The following is a 14,326-nucleotide window of genomic DNA, read 5'->3' on the forward strand; positions in this document are numbered from 1 at the left end:
CCTTTCAGGGACAAATCGCAAGGCTTGGAGATTGGCCGAACCATCCCCCCCTTCGTCATGACGAAGCCATGTTGTTCTGCGGGCCAATCGCAAATGTCGGATATTGGTCGGTTGGAAGCTGCTCGTCCGCCGCTGCAACCCGTTCTGGCCCAACAACAAGCGGATTGTTTCACCCGCTCGTGCACCTATTGTGCACCGCAATGAAAGCCGCTTCGCCGTCCCCTGTGCGCCTCGCCTTCGCCGGCATGATTGCCCTGGCAGTTGCCATGGGCATCGGCCGCTTCGTCTATACGCCGATCCTGCCCGGCATGATGGAGGAACTTGGCCTGACGCCGGCCGATGCCGGCTGGATCGCGTCCGCCAACTATCTCGGTTATCTCGTTGGCGCGCTCGCAGCCGTCGGCGGCTGGGCGCACGGTCGCGAGCGCCTGCTGATGCTGGCCGGTCTTGCCGCCACCGCAGTCCTCACCGGGCTGATGGGCCTGGCCGAGACGATGGCGGCCTTTCTCGTCATCCGCTTTCTTGCCGGTGTGGCCAGCGCCTTCGTCCTTGTGTTCATGTCCAGCATCGTTTTCGGCCATCTCGCCGCGGTCGGCCGAAACGACCTGCAGGCGCTGCATTTCGGCGGCGTCGGCCTTGGCATAGCGGCGTCCTCGGCGCTGATGGCAATACTCGTCACCGGACATGCCGGCTGGCCGGCGGGCTGGTTCTGGTCCGCCGCGATCTCGGCCTGCGCCATTGCCGTCGTGGCCTTGCTGCTCGGCAGCACTGCGACCGCCAACGGCGCCGATGGCCGCGAACCGGCGCTACCAAAGGACCGGTCACTGGTGAAGGTCATAGTCGCCTACGGGCTGTTCGGCTTCGGCTATATCGTGACGGCGACGTTCCTGGTCGCCATCGTCCGGCAGGGCGGCGGCGGCCGCGTCTTCGAGGCCGTGGTGTGGATGGTCACCGGCCTTGCCGGGATTCCCTCAGTCTGGCTTTGGCAGAAGATCGCGGCAAAGATCGGGCTCTACCGGGCTTATGCCTGGGGGTGCCTCGTCGAGGTGGTCGGCGTCAGCGCGAGCGTCACCATGGGCGGACACATTGGGCCGCTGCTCGGCGGGTTTCTGCTTGGCGGCACTTTCATCGCCATCACCGCGCTCGGCCTTCAGACCGGAAGGCAGCTTGCCCCGCAGGCGCCACGCCGGATCCTGGCATCGATGACGGCGTCCTTCGGCCTCGGCCAGATCATCGGTCCGATCGTCGCCGGCTTGCTTGCGCAAGCCTCCGGCGACTTCTTCCTCGCATCGATCGTCGCCGCCGCGGTGCTGCTGGTCTCTGGCGCGGTCATCTGGTCGGCTGCGCCAAAATCGCCATGATTGTGGTCTTGCTCGGTGCCGGGCATCACGCACCGGCCATTTTCATTCCGATCGATGTGTGACCTTATGCCCGCTGAACAGCAACGCCGCTGATTTGCGCATCGACCGAGGATTTCCCAACAGTGTTCGTATCCTTCTTCCCGCAGCCGAAGTTGTTTTTCACTTCGGCCGTCGCCTGGAGCCTTCTGCTCGTCCTCCTGTGGTTTTTCGGCGGCGAGCACCTTGGCACGATGCTCGGCATGCCGCCGGTCGACCCGCAGGCAGCACCAGTCATCAGCCCGATAAGATTCCTGACGCCGGCATTCCTCTGGTTTTACGGATATTTCTTCGCCGGCATGGGCGTATTCTACCTTTTCTGGGCGCTGTATTCCCCGCATCGCTGGCAGAACTGGTCGATCCTTGGCTCTGGTTTGATTATTTTCGTCACCAATTTCATCGTGCAGATCAGCGTGGCGCTCAATGACTGGCGCGGCATGTTTTACGATATGGTGCAGAAGGCGCTGACCACGCCGGGCTCCGTTTCCCCTGCCGAGCTTTACTACGGAGTATGGCAGTTTCTGTCTTTGGCCCTGGTCTATATGAGCATCGCCGTTCTGAACGTCTTTTTCGTCAGGCACTATGTGTTTCGCTGGCGCACCGCGATGAACGATTATTTTACCGCTTACTGGCCGAGGCTGCGCCATATCGAAGGGGCGTCGCAGCGCGTTCAGGACGACACGATGCGCTTCTCCGGCACAATGCAGGGGCTCGGCGTGAACTTCATCGACTCCATCATGACCCTGATTGCGTTCCTGCCCTTGCTGGCCTCCCTTTCTCTCCATGTCTCAACGCTCCCAATCGTCGGCGCAATCCCTTATCCGCTGGTCATTGCGGCGATCGCCTGGTCGCTGTTTGGCACCGGCTTGTTGGCAGTCGTCGGCGTCAGGCTGCCCGGGTTGGAATTTCGCAATCAGCGGGTTGAAGCCGCGCTGCGCAAGGAACTTGTCCTCGGCGAGGACGATACGGCACGAGCGCAGCCACCAACTCTGGCCGAGCTTTTCAGAAATGTTCGCAAGAACTATTTCACTCTCTATGCACACTATGTCTATTTCGACATGGTCCGCTATCTATACCTTCAAGTCGACAACGTATTCGCTACGCTTATTCTTGTTCCGACCTTGGCAATCGGCAAGATAACATTTGGCGTTTTCCAGCAGATTGTTACCGCCTTTTCACAAGTCGCCACTTCGTTCCAATATCTCGTGAATTCCTGGCCGACCATCGTCGAGCTGATATCCATCTACAAGCGCCTGCGCGCCTTCGAGGCGACACTTGAAGGGGCGCCGCTGCCGGAAATCGACCAGGCCTATCTGGAGCGAGAGCGAGCCGGCTTGCGCCCTGAGGATCAGCCGGTAAGTTGAGAGTGACGGGGCGGCGAGCGCTTTCGGTTCAGCCGCCCACCGACGCCCACTTTTGCCGGCGTTGGCGCGAAACATAGTCGCGATAGCTGATGCACTCGACATCGGGCCTGGTGCAGACCTCGCCGGCAAAGCGCTCGAGCGCCTTCCAGTAGGCGCCGTCATTCATCAGTGTGAAATGGAAGCCGAGTTCCAGCGGAATGCGTTTGCCCTGATATTGCGCGTCGAAGGCGGCGCGAAAGGCGTCATAGGTCCGGTTGGCGAATTCGTCCGCCTGGCTCGGCCGCTCGAAGCCGCCGGAATGCCTGACATAGAGATTGTAGTCCATCGCGATCACCGGCCTTGTGTCAGGACCTTCCGGAATCTTCGGCAGTGAGAAGCGCGTGATGCCGTCGCTGGTCGGTGGCCGGGCAGGGCCGCGCGACACACCGCTCGCGTCGAACCAATAGCCCGCTCTTGGCAGCGCCTCGTAGAGCGCCTTGTTTGCCGACAGATAGGGTGCGCGAAAGCCAACCGCCTTACGTGCAATTTCGCGCCAGCCTGCGGGTTCGGAGGTAATAGCGTTGATCGAATAGGCATTTTCGAGAATGCGCTTGAACGAACCGAACTCGCTCAGCCAGTCGGCCTTGTTCCAGTCCTTGCCGTCGAAATGGCCGCAAGCGTGGCTGCCGATGTCATGGCCTTCCGAGGCGGCAAGGTTTATCTGCTCGAGCCGGTCAGCGATTTCCTGTTTCGAGGCGGCGAAGCCGATATTGGATTTGCCTGATGCCTTGCCGGGCGCCGTGTATTGCTTGCGCGTCTCTGGCGAGAGCAGGAAGACGCAGGACACGAAGTAGGTGAAATGGGCGCCGGTGCGCTGGGCCAGCGCCCGGCTGCGCTGCCATTGCAAAATATCGCGGGCGCTGTCGAACGAGATGAGGACGGCCTGCTTCGGCTTTGCCGGCGCTGGCGGGTCGGCGACAGCAGCGCCCGCCGCAGCAAGCGACGCGATCGAAAACGCAACAGCGCGGGACAAACGAGGCATCAGTGTCTGATCTGGATTTTGAGGAGGGTTCGCGCACCGGCTATCGGCGAAATGTGGCGTGGGTGCGGTCGCCCTTTGCAGTCATCCTTTACATCGTCGTCCGGCGATTAGCCGATTTTCCGGTCGAACCCCTTCCATGCCGGCAAAATTTCGCTAAAACGCGGGCTACCGCATCGGCCTGAAGTGCAGAATTGATTTTTTTTCAGGAAACACGATGCGCAAATTCAAAGTGTTAGAGCGTACTTTCCATGGACGCACGTCGCTCTAAACCGCCCTGAGGCGGGCAGGATGGTTTTGAGATGTCGGACGACAGTTTTATCCGCGAAGTCAACGAAGAGATGCGTCGCGATCAGGCGCATGCGCTGTGGGACCGTTTTGGTCCTGCCTTGCTTGCGCTCGCGATACTGGTGGTGGTCGGCACCGCCGCCTTCGTCGGCTATCGCTATTGGGACGAGACCCGCGCCAATCGCTCGGGCGATGCCTTCTCGCAGGCGCTGAAGCTTGCCAATGAGGGCAAGAGCGACGAAGCGCTGGCGGCCCTCGATGCGCTGGAAAAAGATGGCTACGGCGCTTATCCGCTGCTCGCCCGCATGCGGGCGGCAACCGTCAAGGCGGATAAGGGCGATGCCGCCGCCGCCGTCAAGGACTTCGACGAGGTCGCCGCCGATACGGACATTCCATCAGGCCTTCGCGATATGGCGCGCCTCAGGGCAGCGCTGCTGCTCGTCGACCACGGTTCGTTCGGCGATGTCTCGAGCCGCGTCGAGACGCTCACCGCCGACACCAATCCGCTGCGCCATACCGCGCGCGAGGCGCTCGGCCTTGCCGCCTGGAAGGAAGGCAAGGCAACGGACGCACTGAAACTGTTCGACCAGATCGCCTCGGATGACAGCGCCCCGCGCAACGCGCGCGAGCGGGCGACCTTGATGTCGGAGCTGATCCGTGGGTCGGGCGGCGTGTCGTAATGCATTTCGCCCAAAAGTGTGTAGCGGTTTTGGGGCAACGACATGCTGGCAGATGTAGGGCCGCATGACGTTCAAAGTCGCCATCATCGGCCGGCCTAACGTCGGCAAATCGACCCTTTTCAATCGTCTGGTGGGAAGGAAGCTGGCGCTTGTCGACGACACGCCGGGCGTCACCCGCGACCGTCGCGTCCATGCCGCCAAGCTCTACGATCTGCATTTCGACGTTATCGACACCGCCGGCTTCGAGGATGCTGCTGCTTCGACGCTGCCGGGCCGCATGCGCGCCCAGACCGAGATCGCCATCCGCGAAGCCGACCTGATCTTTTTCACCATCGACGCCAAGTCCGGGCTGATGCCTGACGACAAGACTTTCGCCGAGATCGTGCGCAAGTCCGGTAAGCCGGTTGTCGTCGTCGCCAACAAGGCCGAAGCGCGCGGCGCCCAGGGCGGCATGCTGGAGGCTTGGGAACTCGGCCTTGGCGAGCCGATCCCGGTCTCGGCCGAACACGGCCAGGGCCTGCCCGATTTGCGCGATGCGGTGATATCAGCACTGGGCGAGGCGCGCGCCTTTGGCGAAGAAGAAGATGCCGACGAGGAGGCCGCCGCCAGCGAGGTGCTGATCGGCGAGGACATCACCGATCCGGACGCCGAGCCGAGCTATGACGATACCAAACCGATGCGCATCGCCGTCGTCGGCCGTCCGAACGCCGGCAAGTCGACGCTGATCAATGCCCTGATCGGCGAGGAGCGGCTCCTGACTGGGCCAGAAGCCGGCATCACCCGCGATTCCATCTCCGTCGACTGGGACTGGCATGGCCGCCGTCTCAAACTGTTCGACACCGCCGGCATGCGCCGCAAGGCCCGGATCCACGAAAAGCTGGAAGTCATGTCGGTGCAGGACGGCCTGCGCGCCATCCGCTTTGCCGAGATCGTCATCATCGTGCTCGACGCCACCATTCCCTTCGAGAAGCAGGATCTGCAGATCGCCGACCTGATCGTCCGCGAGGGCCGTGCGCCGGTGATCGCCTTCAACAAATGGGATATGATCGACCATCCCCAGGAACTCCTGGCGGAACTGCGCGAGAAGACCGAGCGGCTGTTGCCGCAGGCGCGCGGCATCCAGGCGGTGCCGGTCTCGGCCGAGACCGGGCGCGGCCTCGACAAGCTGATGGATGCCGTCATCAAGACGCACAGGGTGTGGAACAGCCGCGTCTCGACTGGCAAGCTCAACCGCTGGCTGGAAGGCATCCTGGCGCATCATCCACCGCCCGCCGTCGCCGGTCGCCGGCTGAAGATCAAATATGTCACCCAGGCCAAGACGCGCCCGCCGGGCTTCGTCGTGTCCTGCTCACGGCCGGACGCGATGCCGCAATCCTATATTCGCTATCTCTCCAACAGCCTGCGCGAAGCCTTCGACATGCCAGGCGTGCCGATCCGCATCGCCTTGCGCACCTCGGAAAATCCGTTCGCCGGCAAGGCGAAGAAACGCCGCTGAGCGCCGCGTCTCCGGGCGCCGGCATCAGCTGCGCTCCGCAGGCGGCTCGCGGGCAACGGCGTTTTAGTGGGCGGTGTAGGCTCCGTCCACCAGATGGTAGCTCCCGGTGATAAAGCTGGCCTGATCGGACAACAGGAAGCACACAAGAGCCGCTACCTCTTCCGGTTTGCCGCGTCTGCCCATCGGCTGAAGGGCTGCCATGCGCCGCGTGGCCAATGTCTCAATTTGCTCCGATAGAAGAGGCGTTTCGATCCAGCCGGGGCCGACGGCATTGATCCGGATGCCCATCCTCGCATATTCAATCGCAGCAACCTTGGTCAGCCCAACGACCCCGTGTTTCGTTGCCGTGTATGCGGACGCAGTCGGCAAGCCGACGGAACCGAGAATTGAGGACATGTTCACGATGGCGCCTCCGCCTCGATCCAGCATGGCGGCGATTTCGTACTTCATGCTGTAGAAAACGCCATTCAGATTGACGTTCATCAGCCTGTGCCAGTTGTCGAGCGGATAGTCTGCCGTCGCTTTTCGAACGCCGTCGATGCCGGCATTGTTTACCGCCATATCCAGTCCGCCGCATTTCTGGACAGTGAACTCGATCAGCTTTTCGACGGCTGCCGCATCCGTGACATCGACCGCAAAGTCGTAGGCACTGCCTCCTTGCGCGCCTATTTCGGCGGCTCTGCAGCGCGCGGCCTCGGCATCAAGGTCGGCGACAACAACCTCGGCTCCTTCTTGCGCGAGTTGCCGTGAAACAGCCGCTCCTATTCCGGAGCCCGCACCGGTCACAATCGCGACTTTACCATGGAAATCAGGCTTCATCGTCTCTGTCCTATGCCCATTGTGACCATAACCGAACAGAGGCGGACGGTTATCGCAAGAAGTTTCGCTCCAATTCGCTTGTCAATCCTGTGAATTCATTTTGCCGCCACACAGCGAGACTTGGCCCGCAGGCCGTGGAATGGTAGAGACGAGCGGGGCGGTAGATCGACCAGTTTCCTAGCAGGTAGAAATGGAAGAACACCACATTGCGCGCCGGGGGCTCGTGCTGGGTACTCTGGCTCTGATGCTCTCCGGATGTACGTCGACGTTGCGACAGGTGACGGAGCCGATTTCATCCGCGTTCGGACCAAGGGATGGCATCAATCCTCGTTTCCGACGGAGGCAGGTGCGGTACGACGGAAACGAGCCGCCTGGAACGATCGTCGTCGATACTTCGCAACGTTTTCTCTATGCCGTCGAGACCGACGGGTGGGCGACGCGCTACGGCGTCGGCGTCGGCGAGCAGGGACTTTCGTTCAAGGGTACAGCGACCATCGCCCGCAAGGCGGACTGGCCGTCGTGGACACCCACCACCAGCATGATGAGGCGCAAGCCGCGCCTGGTGAAGTATGCCGGGGGGGTCCCTGGCGGACCAAACAACCCGCTTGGTGCGCGTGCCCTTTATCTCTATCGCAACGGGCGCGACACCTACTTCCGGATACATGGTACAAACGAGCCGTGGACGATAGGCACAGCGGTATCGAACGGGTGCATCCGTTTGACAAATGACGACATCATCGACCTCTACGAACGGACTCCTTTGGGCACGACGGTGGTGGTGGTTTGATGGTGGGCAGGCCTGATCTCCGTTGCATGGTGAGACCTGCCGGCACGTCACCGCAAGGATTTCGGCTGCAACCGAATGCCGACTGTGTCATTTCTGCACTAGGCTTTGGTGTAGATCGCAGCTAACTTGGTTGGGCTGCATGTAATTTTTTATTTGTGGCGATTCTATAGGCTGTTCCGCCCCTGGGGAAAGGATTGCTTGATGAACAGAATGTTGATTGTAATGGTTGCTACCCTCGCCGTTACCAGCCTGAGCGGCTGCGCGAACGGGATCGGTAAAGGAAAGGGGAAGGCTCCTCCGCCGGAACCCGTTGCCGTAGAAGAGCCAGTGATTAAGTAAGCATCGGCTTTCGAAGATTTTGGGAAGGGCCGCCAGGCCCTTCCCTATCGATATGCAGGGGCCACCGGATTCGCAGCCTACCTGCGGTTAACGGGCATAGGCTGGCAGCAGGTCTGCGGTCCTCGGAGTTCTGGATGAGATGACGCTTGTAAGTGGCCGTTCAGCAATTGTGGCCCTGCTCGCGCTAGTCGCGGCGTCATGCCAGTCGCAAGACAACAAGCCTCAGCCGACTTTTGTGTCCAATAATCGGGCACTGAGTACCGCGGCGATGCCGGCGCGCGCGGCCCAACGGCATTTCATCGAGTTCCGCTCCCGGTACGCCCTTACCTACGGCCATTCCTACGTGATTTTTGGACGACTGAACCAGGCGGGACGCATGGTCAACCCCGAAGTTGCGGGGCTCGCTCCGAAGTCCGATGATCCCAATGTCTATGTTCTCGGCCATTTGGCGCCTGTGCCAGCCACGACCGGGTGGACGGACGGCGACCTCGAAGATGCCTACCGGTCGGCAAGCTGGCGCGTTTTACTTTCCGAAGCCGAATACAGGAAAGTCGTCGCGAGCATACGAAAGCTGCAGGCCAGTTCTCCGCTTTGGCACGCCTCGCTCTACAACTGCAACGCATTCGTAGCGGACATCGCCAAATCGATGGGGTATAAGACCCCCGGTACCTGGCTCCGGCCGCAACAATTCATAACCAACCTTCGGGAGATGAACGGCGGTTGAAATGCGATTGGCAAACCGCTTTCGCCTCATTCGCCCGGTCAACTCCGAAAGGAGCGCGCTCTGAATGTCTATCGGTCGACATTTCGGACGCTGGCATCGTTGCGACGGTCTATCGTGGTCCCAGATCGAGAAAAGGCTCCGGTGACCTGAAGTGACCATTTCTGTAGCTTCACTTGGCGAGATCATATGGGTGATCGGCCTCGTTGCCTGGTATGTGATCCGGTATCCGTTCGAGCGCCGGGCAAGGCGCGTGCGGATTGTAGCTGGCGGCCGCTCGAGTTCCGACACCGTCGGGCTTGCCTCGGCTCTCCTTGGCCTGGCGATCCTGCCTGGCTTCTATGTCGCCACCGGCATCCCCGCAGCGGCTGACCATCCGTCCAGCGTGTGGTCGGTGGCGCTCGGAACCATCATCTTCTGCTCCGCGCTGTGGATTTTTCGCATGTCTCACAAGGTACTTGGCCGTAACTGGTCGATCACGCTCGAGATTCGCGAACGGCACGAACTGGTTAGCGCCGGGCCATACGCCCTGGTCCGTCACCCGATGTACACCTCGTTCCTGCTTATGGGGCTCGGCCAGCTCTTTCTGTTGCCGAACTGGGTTGCGGGCATATCCGGCTTGATTGGTTTCGCCGTGCTTTTCCTGCTGAGAGTGGATAAGGAAGAGCGTATGATGCTGGAGACTTTAGGCTTGCAATACCGTGCCTATATGGAAAGGACCAAGCGAATAATCCCTTATCTTTATTAGAGGTCGTTTGATGCGAGGCCGAGCCCTCAAGCTTTCGGCGCCCCGGCGCCTTGTTGGCGATCTGATGAGGTTTTCGATCGGCGTGCCACGGGTCGCGGTGCAGCGTCAGATGAATCTCGGCCCACTCATAAGGGCTAGAATGGCGCAGCAGACCCGGCCCTCGTGGACCGCGATCTTCCTGAAAGGATATGCGCTTCTCGCCATCGAGATGCCGGAACTGCGGCGCGCCTATGTCAAGTTGCCCTGGCCGCAGCTTTACGAGTATCCGGCAAGCGTAGCCTCGATTGCCCACGAGCGCGAATATGAAGGCGAGCCGGCCGTTCTGCTGAGCTGCATCAAGTGCCCGGAGCGCTACTCCATCACGCAACTTGAGGCGGCCATCCACGCGGCTCGGTCACGGCCGGTCCTCGAGGTCCCGGAGTTCCGGCGTGCCTTGCGCATGGCAGCTGTGCCCGCGCCGGTCAGGTGGCTGCTTATGTGGCTGGGGTTGAACATCGCCCGGCAAAGGGCAAATTACTTCGGTACCTTCCAACTGTCCGTCTATTCTGGTCTCGGCGCGGAATCACTCAACCCGCTGACACCATTGACCACGCTTCTGAACTACGGTCCGATCGGCAACGACGGATCGGTGAATGTCCGCATCCACTACGATCACCGGGTCATGGACGGAGCGAACGTCGCACGAGCACTGGAGCGATTCGAAAAGATCCTGAACGGCACTGTCGCCAATGAAGTGGTGCTGCTCGGTCAGGATGTTGTCGCTCCCGCAATACGAAGGAACGCGACGTGATTTCGCACCATGAATTGCGGCCGGCCGTCGTCGTGATTGGCGGCTCGGGTGGAATTGGCCGGGCAATTGCAGGCGTCGCTGCACGGGAGCGCGGCGCGATCGTGCTGGTTGCCCGCTCGCCCGAGGGCTTGGCCGCCGCGGCGTCTGAGGTTCGGCAGGCGGGTGGCGAGGCCTTCACGCTCGAATTGGATCTCGTGGCAGGCGACGCGCCAACGCGCCTGGAGGGCTTTCTGTCCGCACATGGCCTGGTCTGCGATGTCCTGGTCAACAGCGCCGGCTATGGCTTGCGCGGCGCGACGACGGCGCTGCCTGTTGATGGTCAACTCGGCATAATCGATCTCAACATACATTCCCTCACAGAACTGACCCTCCATTTTCTGCCCGCAATGGTGGCGCGCCGACGGGGCGGGGTGCTCAATCTTAGTTCCGTGGCCGGGTTCCTCCCCGGGCCTTATATGGCTCTGTACTTCGCCAGCAAAGGTTTCGTGCGCTTCTTCTCAGAGGCGCTTCACCAGGAGGTGCGCCGAACCGGTGTGACGGTCACATGCGTGGCGCCTGGCCCGGTGTCGACGGAGTTTCTCGCAAGGTCAGGCGCCAATCAGACGGTGCTCTTCAACGTCTTGCCCAAGGTGGATGCGCAGTATGTGGCCGAACGGGCGTGGCGAGGGTTCAAATCGGGTCGTCGCTTGGTCGTGCCGGGAATCTCGGCCAAGTTGGTGGCCCTTGCGGCGACGCTCCTGCCTTCCGCAGCGATGCTGCCCCTGGTCGGCCGGCTGCAACGCAGCGGCAATGATCAATGTCCTTGCGGTTCAGGGTTGAAGTTCAAGAAATGCTGCGGTGCCCGCCAGATCCAGCTGCGCCGGGGCCCTCGGGGAATTACCCCTTGACCTGACCGGACCAGCACGCCACGGAAAAACCTCATTGAAGCAAGAGACCGCTCGCCGATGGCGGGCCGTTAAGCATGTACGTGGCATAGCCGTTAAGCATGTTGATGGCATGGAGGAGGCTCCTGCATCTCTCAACAGCGCTCTGCGGAGCGGGTATTGCGACCGTTGCAGCCGTTTCCAACAAAAGCCTTTGAAATGATTGGCGCTGTCGACCTCCGTTAACGCCCCATCAAGGTTAATGCATCATCGTGCCTCTCCAGTGGGGTCCGTTGCGTTTCTGGAGAGTTCCGTGCATCGACGTGTTTTGAAGCGGCTTGTCGCTTTCGCCGGTGAGAAAAGACGTTCCTTTCTGTCTCCTCTGGTCATTGGACTTGGCATCTGGGTCGGCTTTCCCAATGTCATCGCCTACCAGGACATGACGAGCCTGGTTTCCGGTCTCAAGGCGCCGAACGCCCGCTGGAACGCCTATGTCGAGAAATCCGTCGCCGGCTCGGTCCATGCCGCCGAAATGCCTTTCCTCGATTCGGACATCACCGGCTCGATCTCGGGTTCCGGCGTCCGGTTGCCCGGCATCGGCGCCGTGTCGTTTCGCGGCAAGGGCAGCGTGGCCAGCACGACGCCCGACGAGGACCGCATCATGCGCGCCGACAAGAAGGGCCGCATCATCATCGTCTCGCCGGTCGCGCCGCCGAAGAACTTCAATGCCGGCTCGGTGTTTGAGCGCACCTCCTCGCTGCTTCGCCCGAGCATGGACAGCGGGCTGAAGATGGCGTTCGCCAAGCCCGAGATCAAAGGCAAGGAGATCCAGATTGCCGCCGCGTTCCATAGACGCGTCGACAAGAAGCCGGATCCCGGCGTGCCGGCCATGCTGGCCGCACTGGTCAACAACGACCGACCCGACGTCCTGGCGACCGCCTACGCAGCGGCCGCGCCTGACTATGCCCAGGCTTCGCCCTTCGAGGCCTTGCTTCGGGACGAGAAGCCGAACGATGGCCGCTTCATTCCGCCGGTGGCCAAGGGCGATCATTCGTGGATGCAAACTCCGCTGCCGGCGAGCGTCTTCTCCAAAGCGGAACAGACTTGCCTCGCCAACGGCATCTATTTCGAGGCGCGCGGGGAAACGGTGCGCGGCCAAGCCGCCGTCGCCCAGGTCATCCTCAATCGCGTTCGCAATCCGGCCTATCCGAACTCGATCTGCGGCGTCGTCTATCAGAACGACAAATGGTTCAATCGTTGCCAGTTTTCCTTCGCCTGCGACGGCAGGAAGAAGCGCATCCAGAGTCCGGCCCATTACAAGACCGCGCAGGACATCGCCATGGCGGTCACTGCCGGCAAGATCTTCATCCCGGAAGTCGGATCGTCGACCCATTACTACGCCAACTACGTCAACCCGGGTTGGGCGCGGACGATGAAAAAAATGACCAGGATCGGCCTGCATATCTTTTACCGCACCTACGGCGGCGGCTGGAGCTGAGCGCCCCGCCAAGGCCCCGGGCGCGGCCGATCCAAGACCCGTCGCCGCAGGGATTCGGCTGCGGCACGCCAGCAGAGGTAGCGGGCACGATGTCGCACCCTGGCAAGCTATTGATTTTCATTGGAAAAATACTTGACGCTGAAGTCCTGCCCGTGGCTTGACGGGCGGGGACCCTCTAACTATGTTGCCGGCGACTTAAGAGCGGACGGACGGTGACGATCTGACCGGGCAAGGGGGTTGCGATGGCCGACGAGAATGGGCCAGACGGAACCGGAGAAACCGGCCGCGGCAAACAGCGTCAAGCCGATATCCGCGACGACGATCTTGAGCGCCGCCGGCGCGACCTTGAAGCATCGCTTGCGACAAGGCGGCCGGACCGGCTCGAGGGGAAAGACGACGCGAAAGCGGGCAGTGCGGCCGGATATGGCCAGGCGCTCAAGCTATCCAGCGAATTCATCGCCGGGATAGTGGTTGGTGCGGGTCTTGGCTGGATCATCGACCGTGTGGCGGGGACATCGCCATGGGGTATGATCGTTTTTTTGCTGCTCGGTTTTGGCGCCGGCGTGCTCAATGTCCTGCGCTCCGCGGGACTTATGGCGGAATTCGGGCAGGGCGACAAAGCCCGCGATCCGAAAGAATGACTTGAGGCGCCGCTTGCCGGCGCAGTGAACAGGACACTAAAGCCGCGCGCGGCTTTGATGGGGATTTAAAGTGGCTGCTGACAAGGTCGATCCGATCCACCAGTTCCATATCAACAAGCTGATTCCGATCGAGATCGGCGGCTACGACCTGTCGTTCACCAATTCGGCGCTCTTCATGGTCGCGACCGTCGCCGTTGCCTCGGCGTTCCTCTATCTCAGCACCTCGAGCCGCAGCCTCGTTCCCAGCCGTCTTCAGTCGGTCTCGGAAATGGCCTACGAATTCGTCGGCAACATGCTGAGGGACGCAGCCGGAACCCAAGGCATGAAGTTTTTTCCCTTGGTATTTTCGCTGTTCATGTTCGTGCTCGTTGCCAATCTGCTCGGTCTTTTTCCATATTTCTTCACCGTCACAAGCCATATCATCGTCACCTTCGGCCTTGCCGCGCTGGTGATCGGAACCGTCGTCGTCTACGGCTTCATGAAGCATGGCCTTGGTTTCCTGAAACTGTTCGTGCCGCATGGCGTGCCGGTTTACCTGCTGCCGCTGGTGGTGCTGATCGAGGTGATTTCCTTCGTATCGCGCCCGGTCAGCCTCTCGGTTCGTCTGTTCGCCAACATGCTGGCCGGCCACATCACGCTGAAGGTGTTCTCGGGCTTCGTGGTGAGCTTGAGCGCGCTTGGCACGCTCGGCATTGCCGGATCGGTCCTGCCGCTGGCGATGGCCGTGGCGCTGACGGCGCTGGAGCTGCTGGTCGCCTTCCTGCAGGCCTACGTCTTTGCCGTGCTGACTTGCATGTATCTGAACGACGCCCTGCATCCCGGGCACTGACCCAGGTTGACCCAAGAGTTTCCGGCCCTGCTGCCGGGATAGAAATCGC

The 14,326-nt window shown here is 61.3% G+C and carries 15 protein-coding genes; 13 read left to right on the forward strand and 2 right to left on the reverse strand.

Translation table 11 applies throughout. From position 1 onward, the window contains the following. Nucleotides 1-200 precede the first annotated feature (200 nt). Together AC0L2A_RS12655 and sbmA are read left to right on the forward strand one after the other, a co-directional pair. Nucleotides 201-1,361 carry a YbfB/YjiJ family MFS transporter gene (locus AC0L2A_RS12655; RefSeq protein WP_473609090.1) on the forward strand — a complete coding sequence of 387 codons (1,161 nt, stop codon included), beginning with the start codon at nucleotides 201-203 and terminating at the stop codon, nucleotides 1,359-1,361. A gap of 122 nt (nucleotides 1,362-1,483) precedes the next feature. Further along, nucleotides 1,484-2,761, forward strand: a complete 1,278-nt coding sequence (gene sbmA / locus AC0L2A_RS12660) for a peptide antibiotic transporter SbmA (RefSeq protein WP_023799410.1) — start codon at nucleotides 1,484-1,486, stop codon at nucleotides 2,759-2,761. 28 nt (nucleotides 2,762-2,789) lie between these two features. On the opposite strand, the gene AC0L2A_RS12665 is transcribed toward sbmA, so the two are convergent. Beyond that, nucleotides 2,790-3,782, reverse strand: a complete 993-nt coding sequence (locus AC0L2A_RS12665; protein ID WP_473609092.1) for a polysaccharide deacetylase family protein — start codon at nucleotides 3,780-3,782, stop codon at nucleotides 2,790-2,792. Nucleotides 3,783-4,081: 299 nt separating this feature from the next. Here AC0L2A_RS12665 and AC0L2A_RS12670 point away from each other — a divergent pair, with 299 nt between their 5' ends. Continuing rightward, nucleotides 4,082-4,747, forward strand: a complete 666-nt coding sequence (locus tag AC0L2A_RS12670; RefSeq protein WP_473609094.1) for a tetratricopeptide repeat protein — start codon at nucleotides 4,082-4,084, stop codon at nucleotides 4,745-4,747. A 64-nt stretch (nucleotides 4,748-4,811) separates the two neighbouring features. Continuing rightward, a complete protein-coding gene (der, locus tag AC0L2A_RS12675; protein ID WP_473609095.1) occupies nucleotides 4,812-6,242 on the forward strand; it encodes a ribosome biogenesis GTPase Der in 1,431 nt (476 codons plus the stop codon). Between the two features lie 63 nt (nucleotides 6,243-6,305). Here the strand turns inward: der and AC0L2A_RS12680 are convergent, their stop codons facing one another. Beyond that, nucleotides 6,306-7,061, reverse strand: a complete 756-nt coding sequence (locus AC0L2A_RS12680) for an SDR family NAD(P)-dependent oxidoreductase (RefSeq protein ID WP_473609097.1) — start codon at nucleotides 7,059-7,061, stop codon at nucleotides 6,306-6,308. A 190-nt stretch (nucleotides 7,062-7,251) separates the two neighbouring features. On the opposite strand from AC0L2A_RS12680, the gene AC0L2A_RS12685 reads away from it, so the two are divergent. The 9 genes from AC0L2A_RS12685 to AC0L2A_RS12725 all read left to right on the forward strand — a co-directional run bounded on the left by AC0L2A_RS12685 (nucleotide 7,252) and on the right by AC0L2A_RS12725 (nucleotide 14,277). Next, on the forward strand, nucleotides 7,252-7,848 hold the full coding sequence (locus AC0L2A_RS12685) for a L,D-transpeptidase (protein WP_091596066.1): 597 nt from the start codon (nucleotides 7,252-7,254) through the stop codon (nucleotides 7,846-7,848). A 201-nt stretch (nucleotides 7,849-8,049) separates the two neighbouring features. Continuing rightward, nucleotides 8,050-8,187: an ABC transporter gene (locus AC0L2A_RS12690; protein ID WP_091596207.1), complete on the forward strand. Its 138-nt coding sequence runs from the start codon at nucleotides 8,050-8,052 to the stop codon at nucleotides 8,185-8,187. Nucleotides 8,188-8,326: 139 nt separating this feature from the next. Then, nucleotides 8,327-8,911, forward strand: coding sequence for a hypothetical protein (locus tag AC0L2A_RS12695; RefSeq protein ID WP_091596064.1), 585 nt, complete (start codon nucleotides 8,327-8,329; stop codon nucleotides 8,909-8,911). Nucleotides 8,912-9,068: 157 nt separating this feature from the next. Next, nucleotides 9,069-9,656: a protein-S-isoprenylcysteine O-methyltransferase gene (locus AC0L2A_RS12700; RefSeq protein WP_091596205.1), complete on the forward strand. Its 588-nt coding sequence runs from the start codon at nucleotides 9,069-9,071 to the stop codon at nucleotides 9,654-9,656. Nucleotides 9,657-9,666: 10 nt separating this feature from the next. Continuing rightward, nucleotides 9,667-10,446 carry a hypothetical protein gene (locus AC0L2A_RS12705; RefSeq protein ID WP_473609098.1) on the forward strand — a complete coding sequence of 260 codons (780 nt, stop codon included), beginning with the start codon at nucleotides 9,667-9,669 and terminating at the stop codon, nucleotides 10,444-10,446. Further along, a complete protein-coding gene (locus AC0L2A_RS12710; protein WP_473520592.1) occupies nucleotides 10,443-11,333 on the forward strand; it encodes an SDR family NAD(P)-dependent oxidoreductase in 891 nt (296 codons plus the stop codon). The genes AC0L2A_RS12705 and AC0L2A_RS12710 overlap by 4 nt, the downstream gene beginning before the upstream one ends. 289 nt (nucleotides 11,334-11,622) lie before the next feature. Then, nucleotides 11,623-12,807, forward strand: a complete 1,185-nt coding sequence (locus AC0L2A_RS12715) for a cell wall hydrolase (RefSeq protein WP_473609099.1) — start codon at nucleotides 11,623-11,625, stop codon at nucleotides 12,805-12,807. Nucleotides 12,808-13,049: 242 nt separating this feature from the next. After that, nucleotides 13,050-13,448, forward strand: coding sequence for an AtpZ/AtpI family protein (locus AC0L2A_RS12720; RefSeq protein ID WP_473609100.1), 399 nt, complete (start codon nucleotides 13,050-13,052; stop codon nucleotides 13,446-13,448). A gap of 70 nt (nucleotides 13,449-13,518) precedes the next feature. Next, complete coding sequence (locus AC0L2A_RS12725; protein ID WP_077381387.1) at nucleotides 13,519-14,277, forward strand: F0F1 ATP synthase subunit A; 759 nt, start codon at nucleotides 13,519-13,521, stop codon at nucleotides 14,275-14,277. Nucleotides 14,278-14,326 lie beyond the last annotated feature (49 nt).

The organism is Mesorhizobium sp. WSM4844, assembly GCF_055811775.1.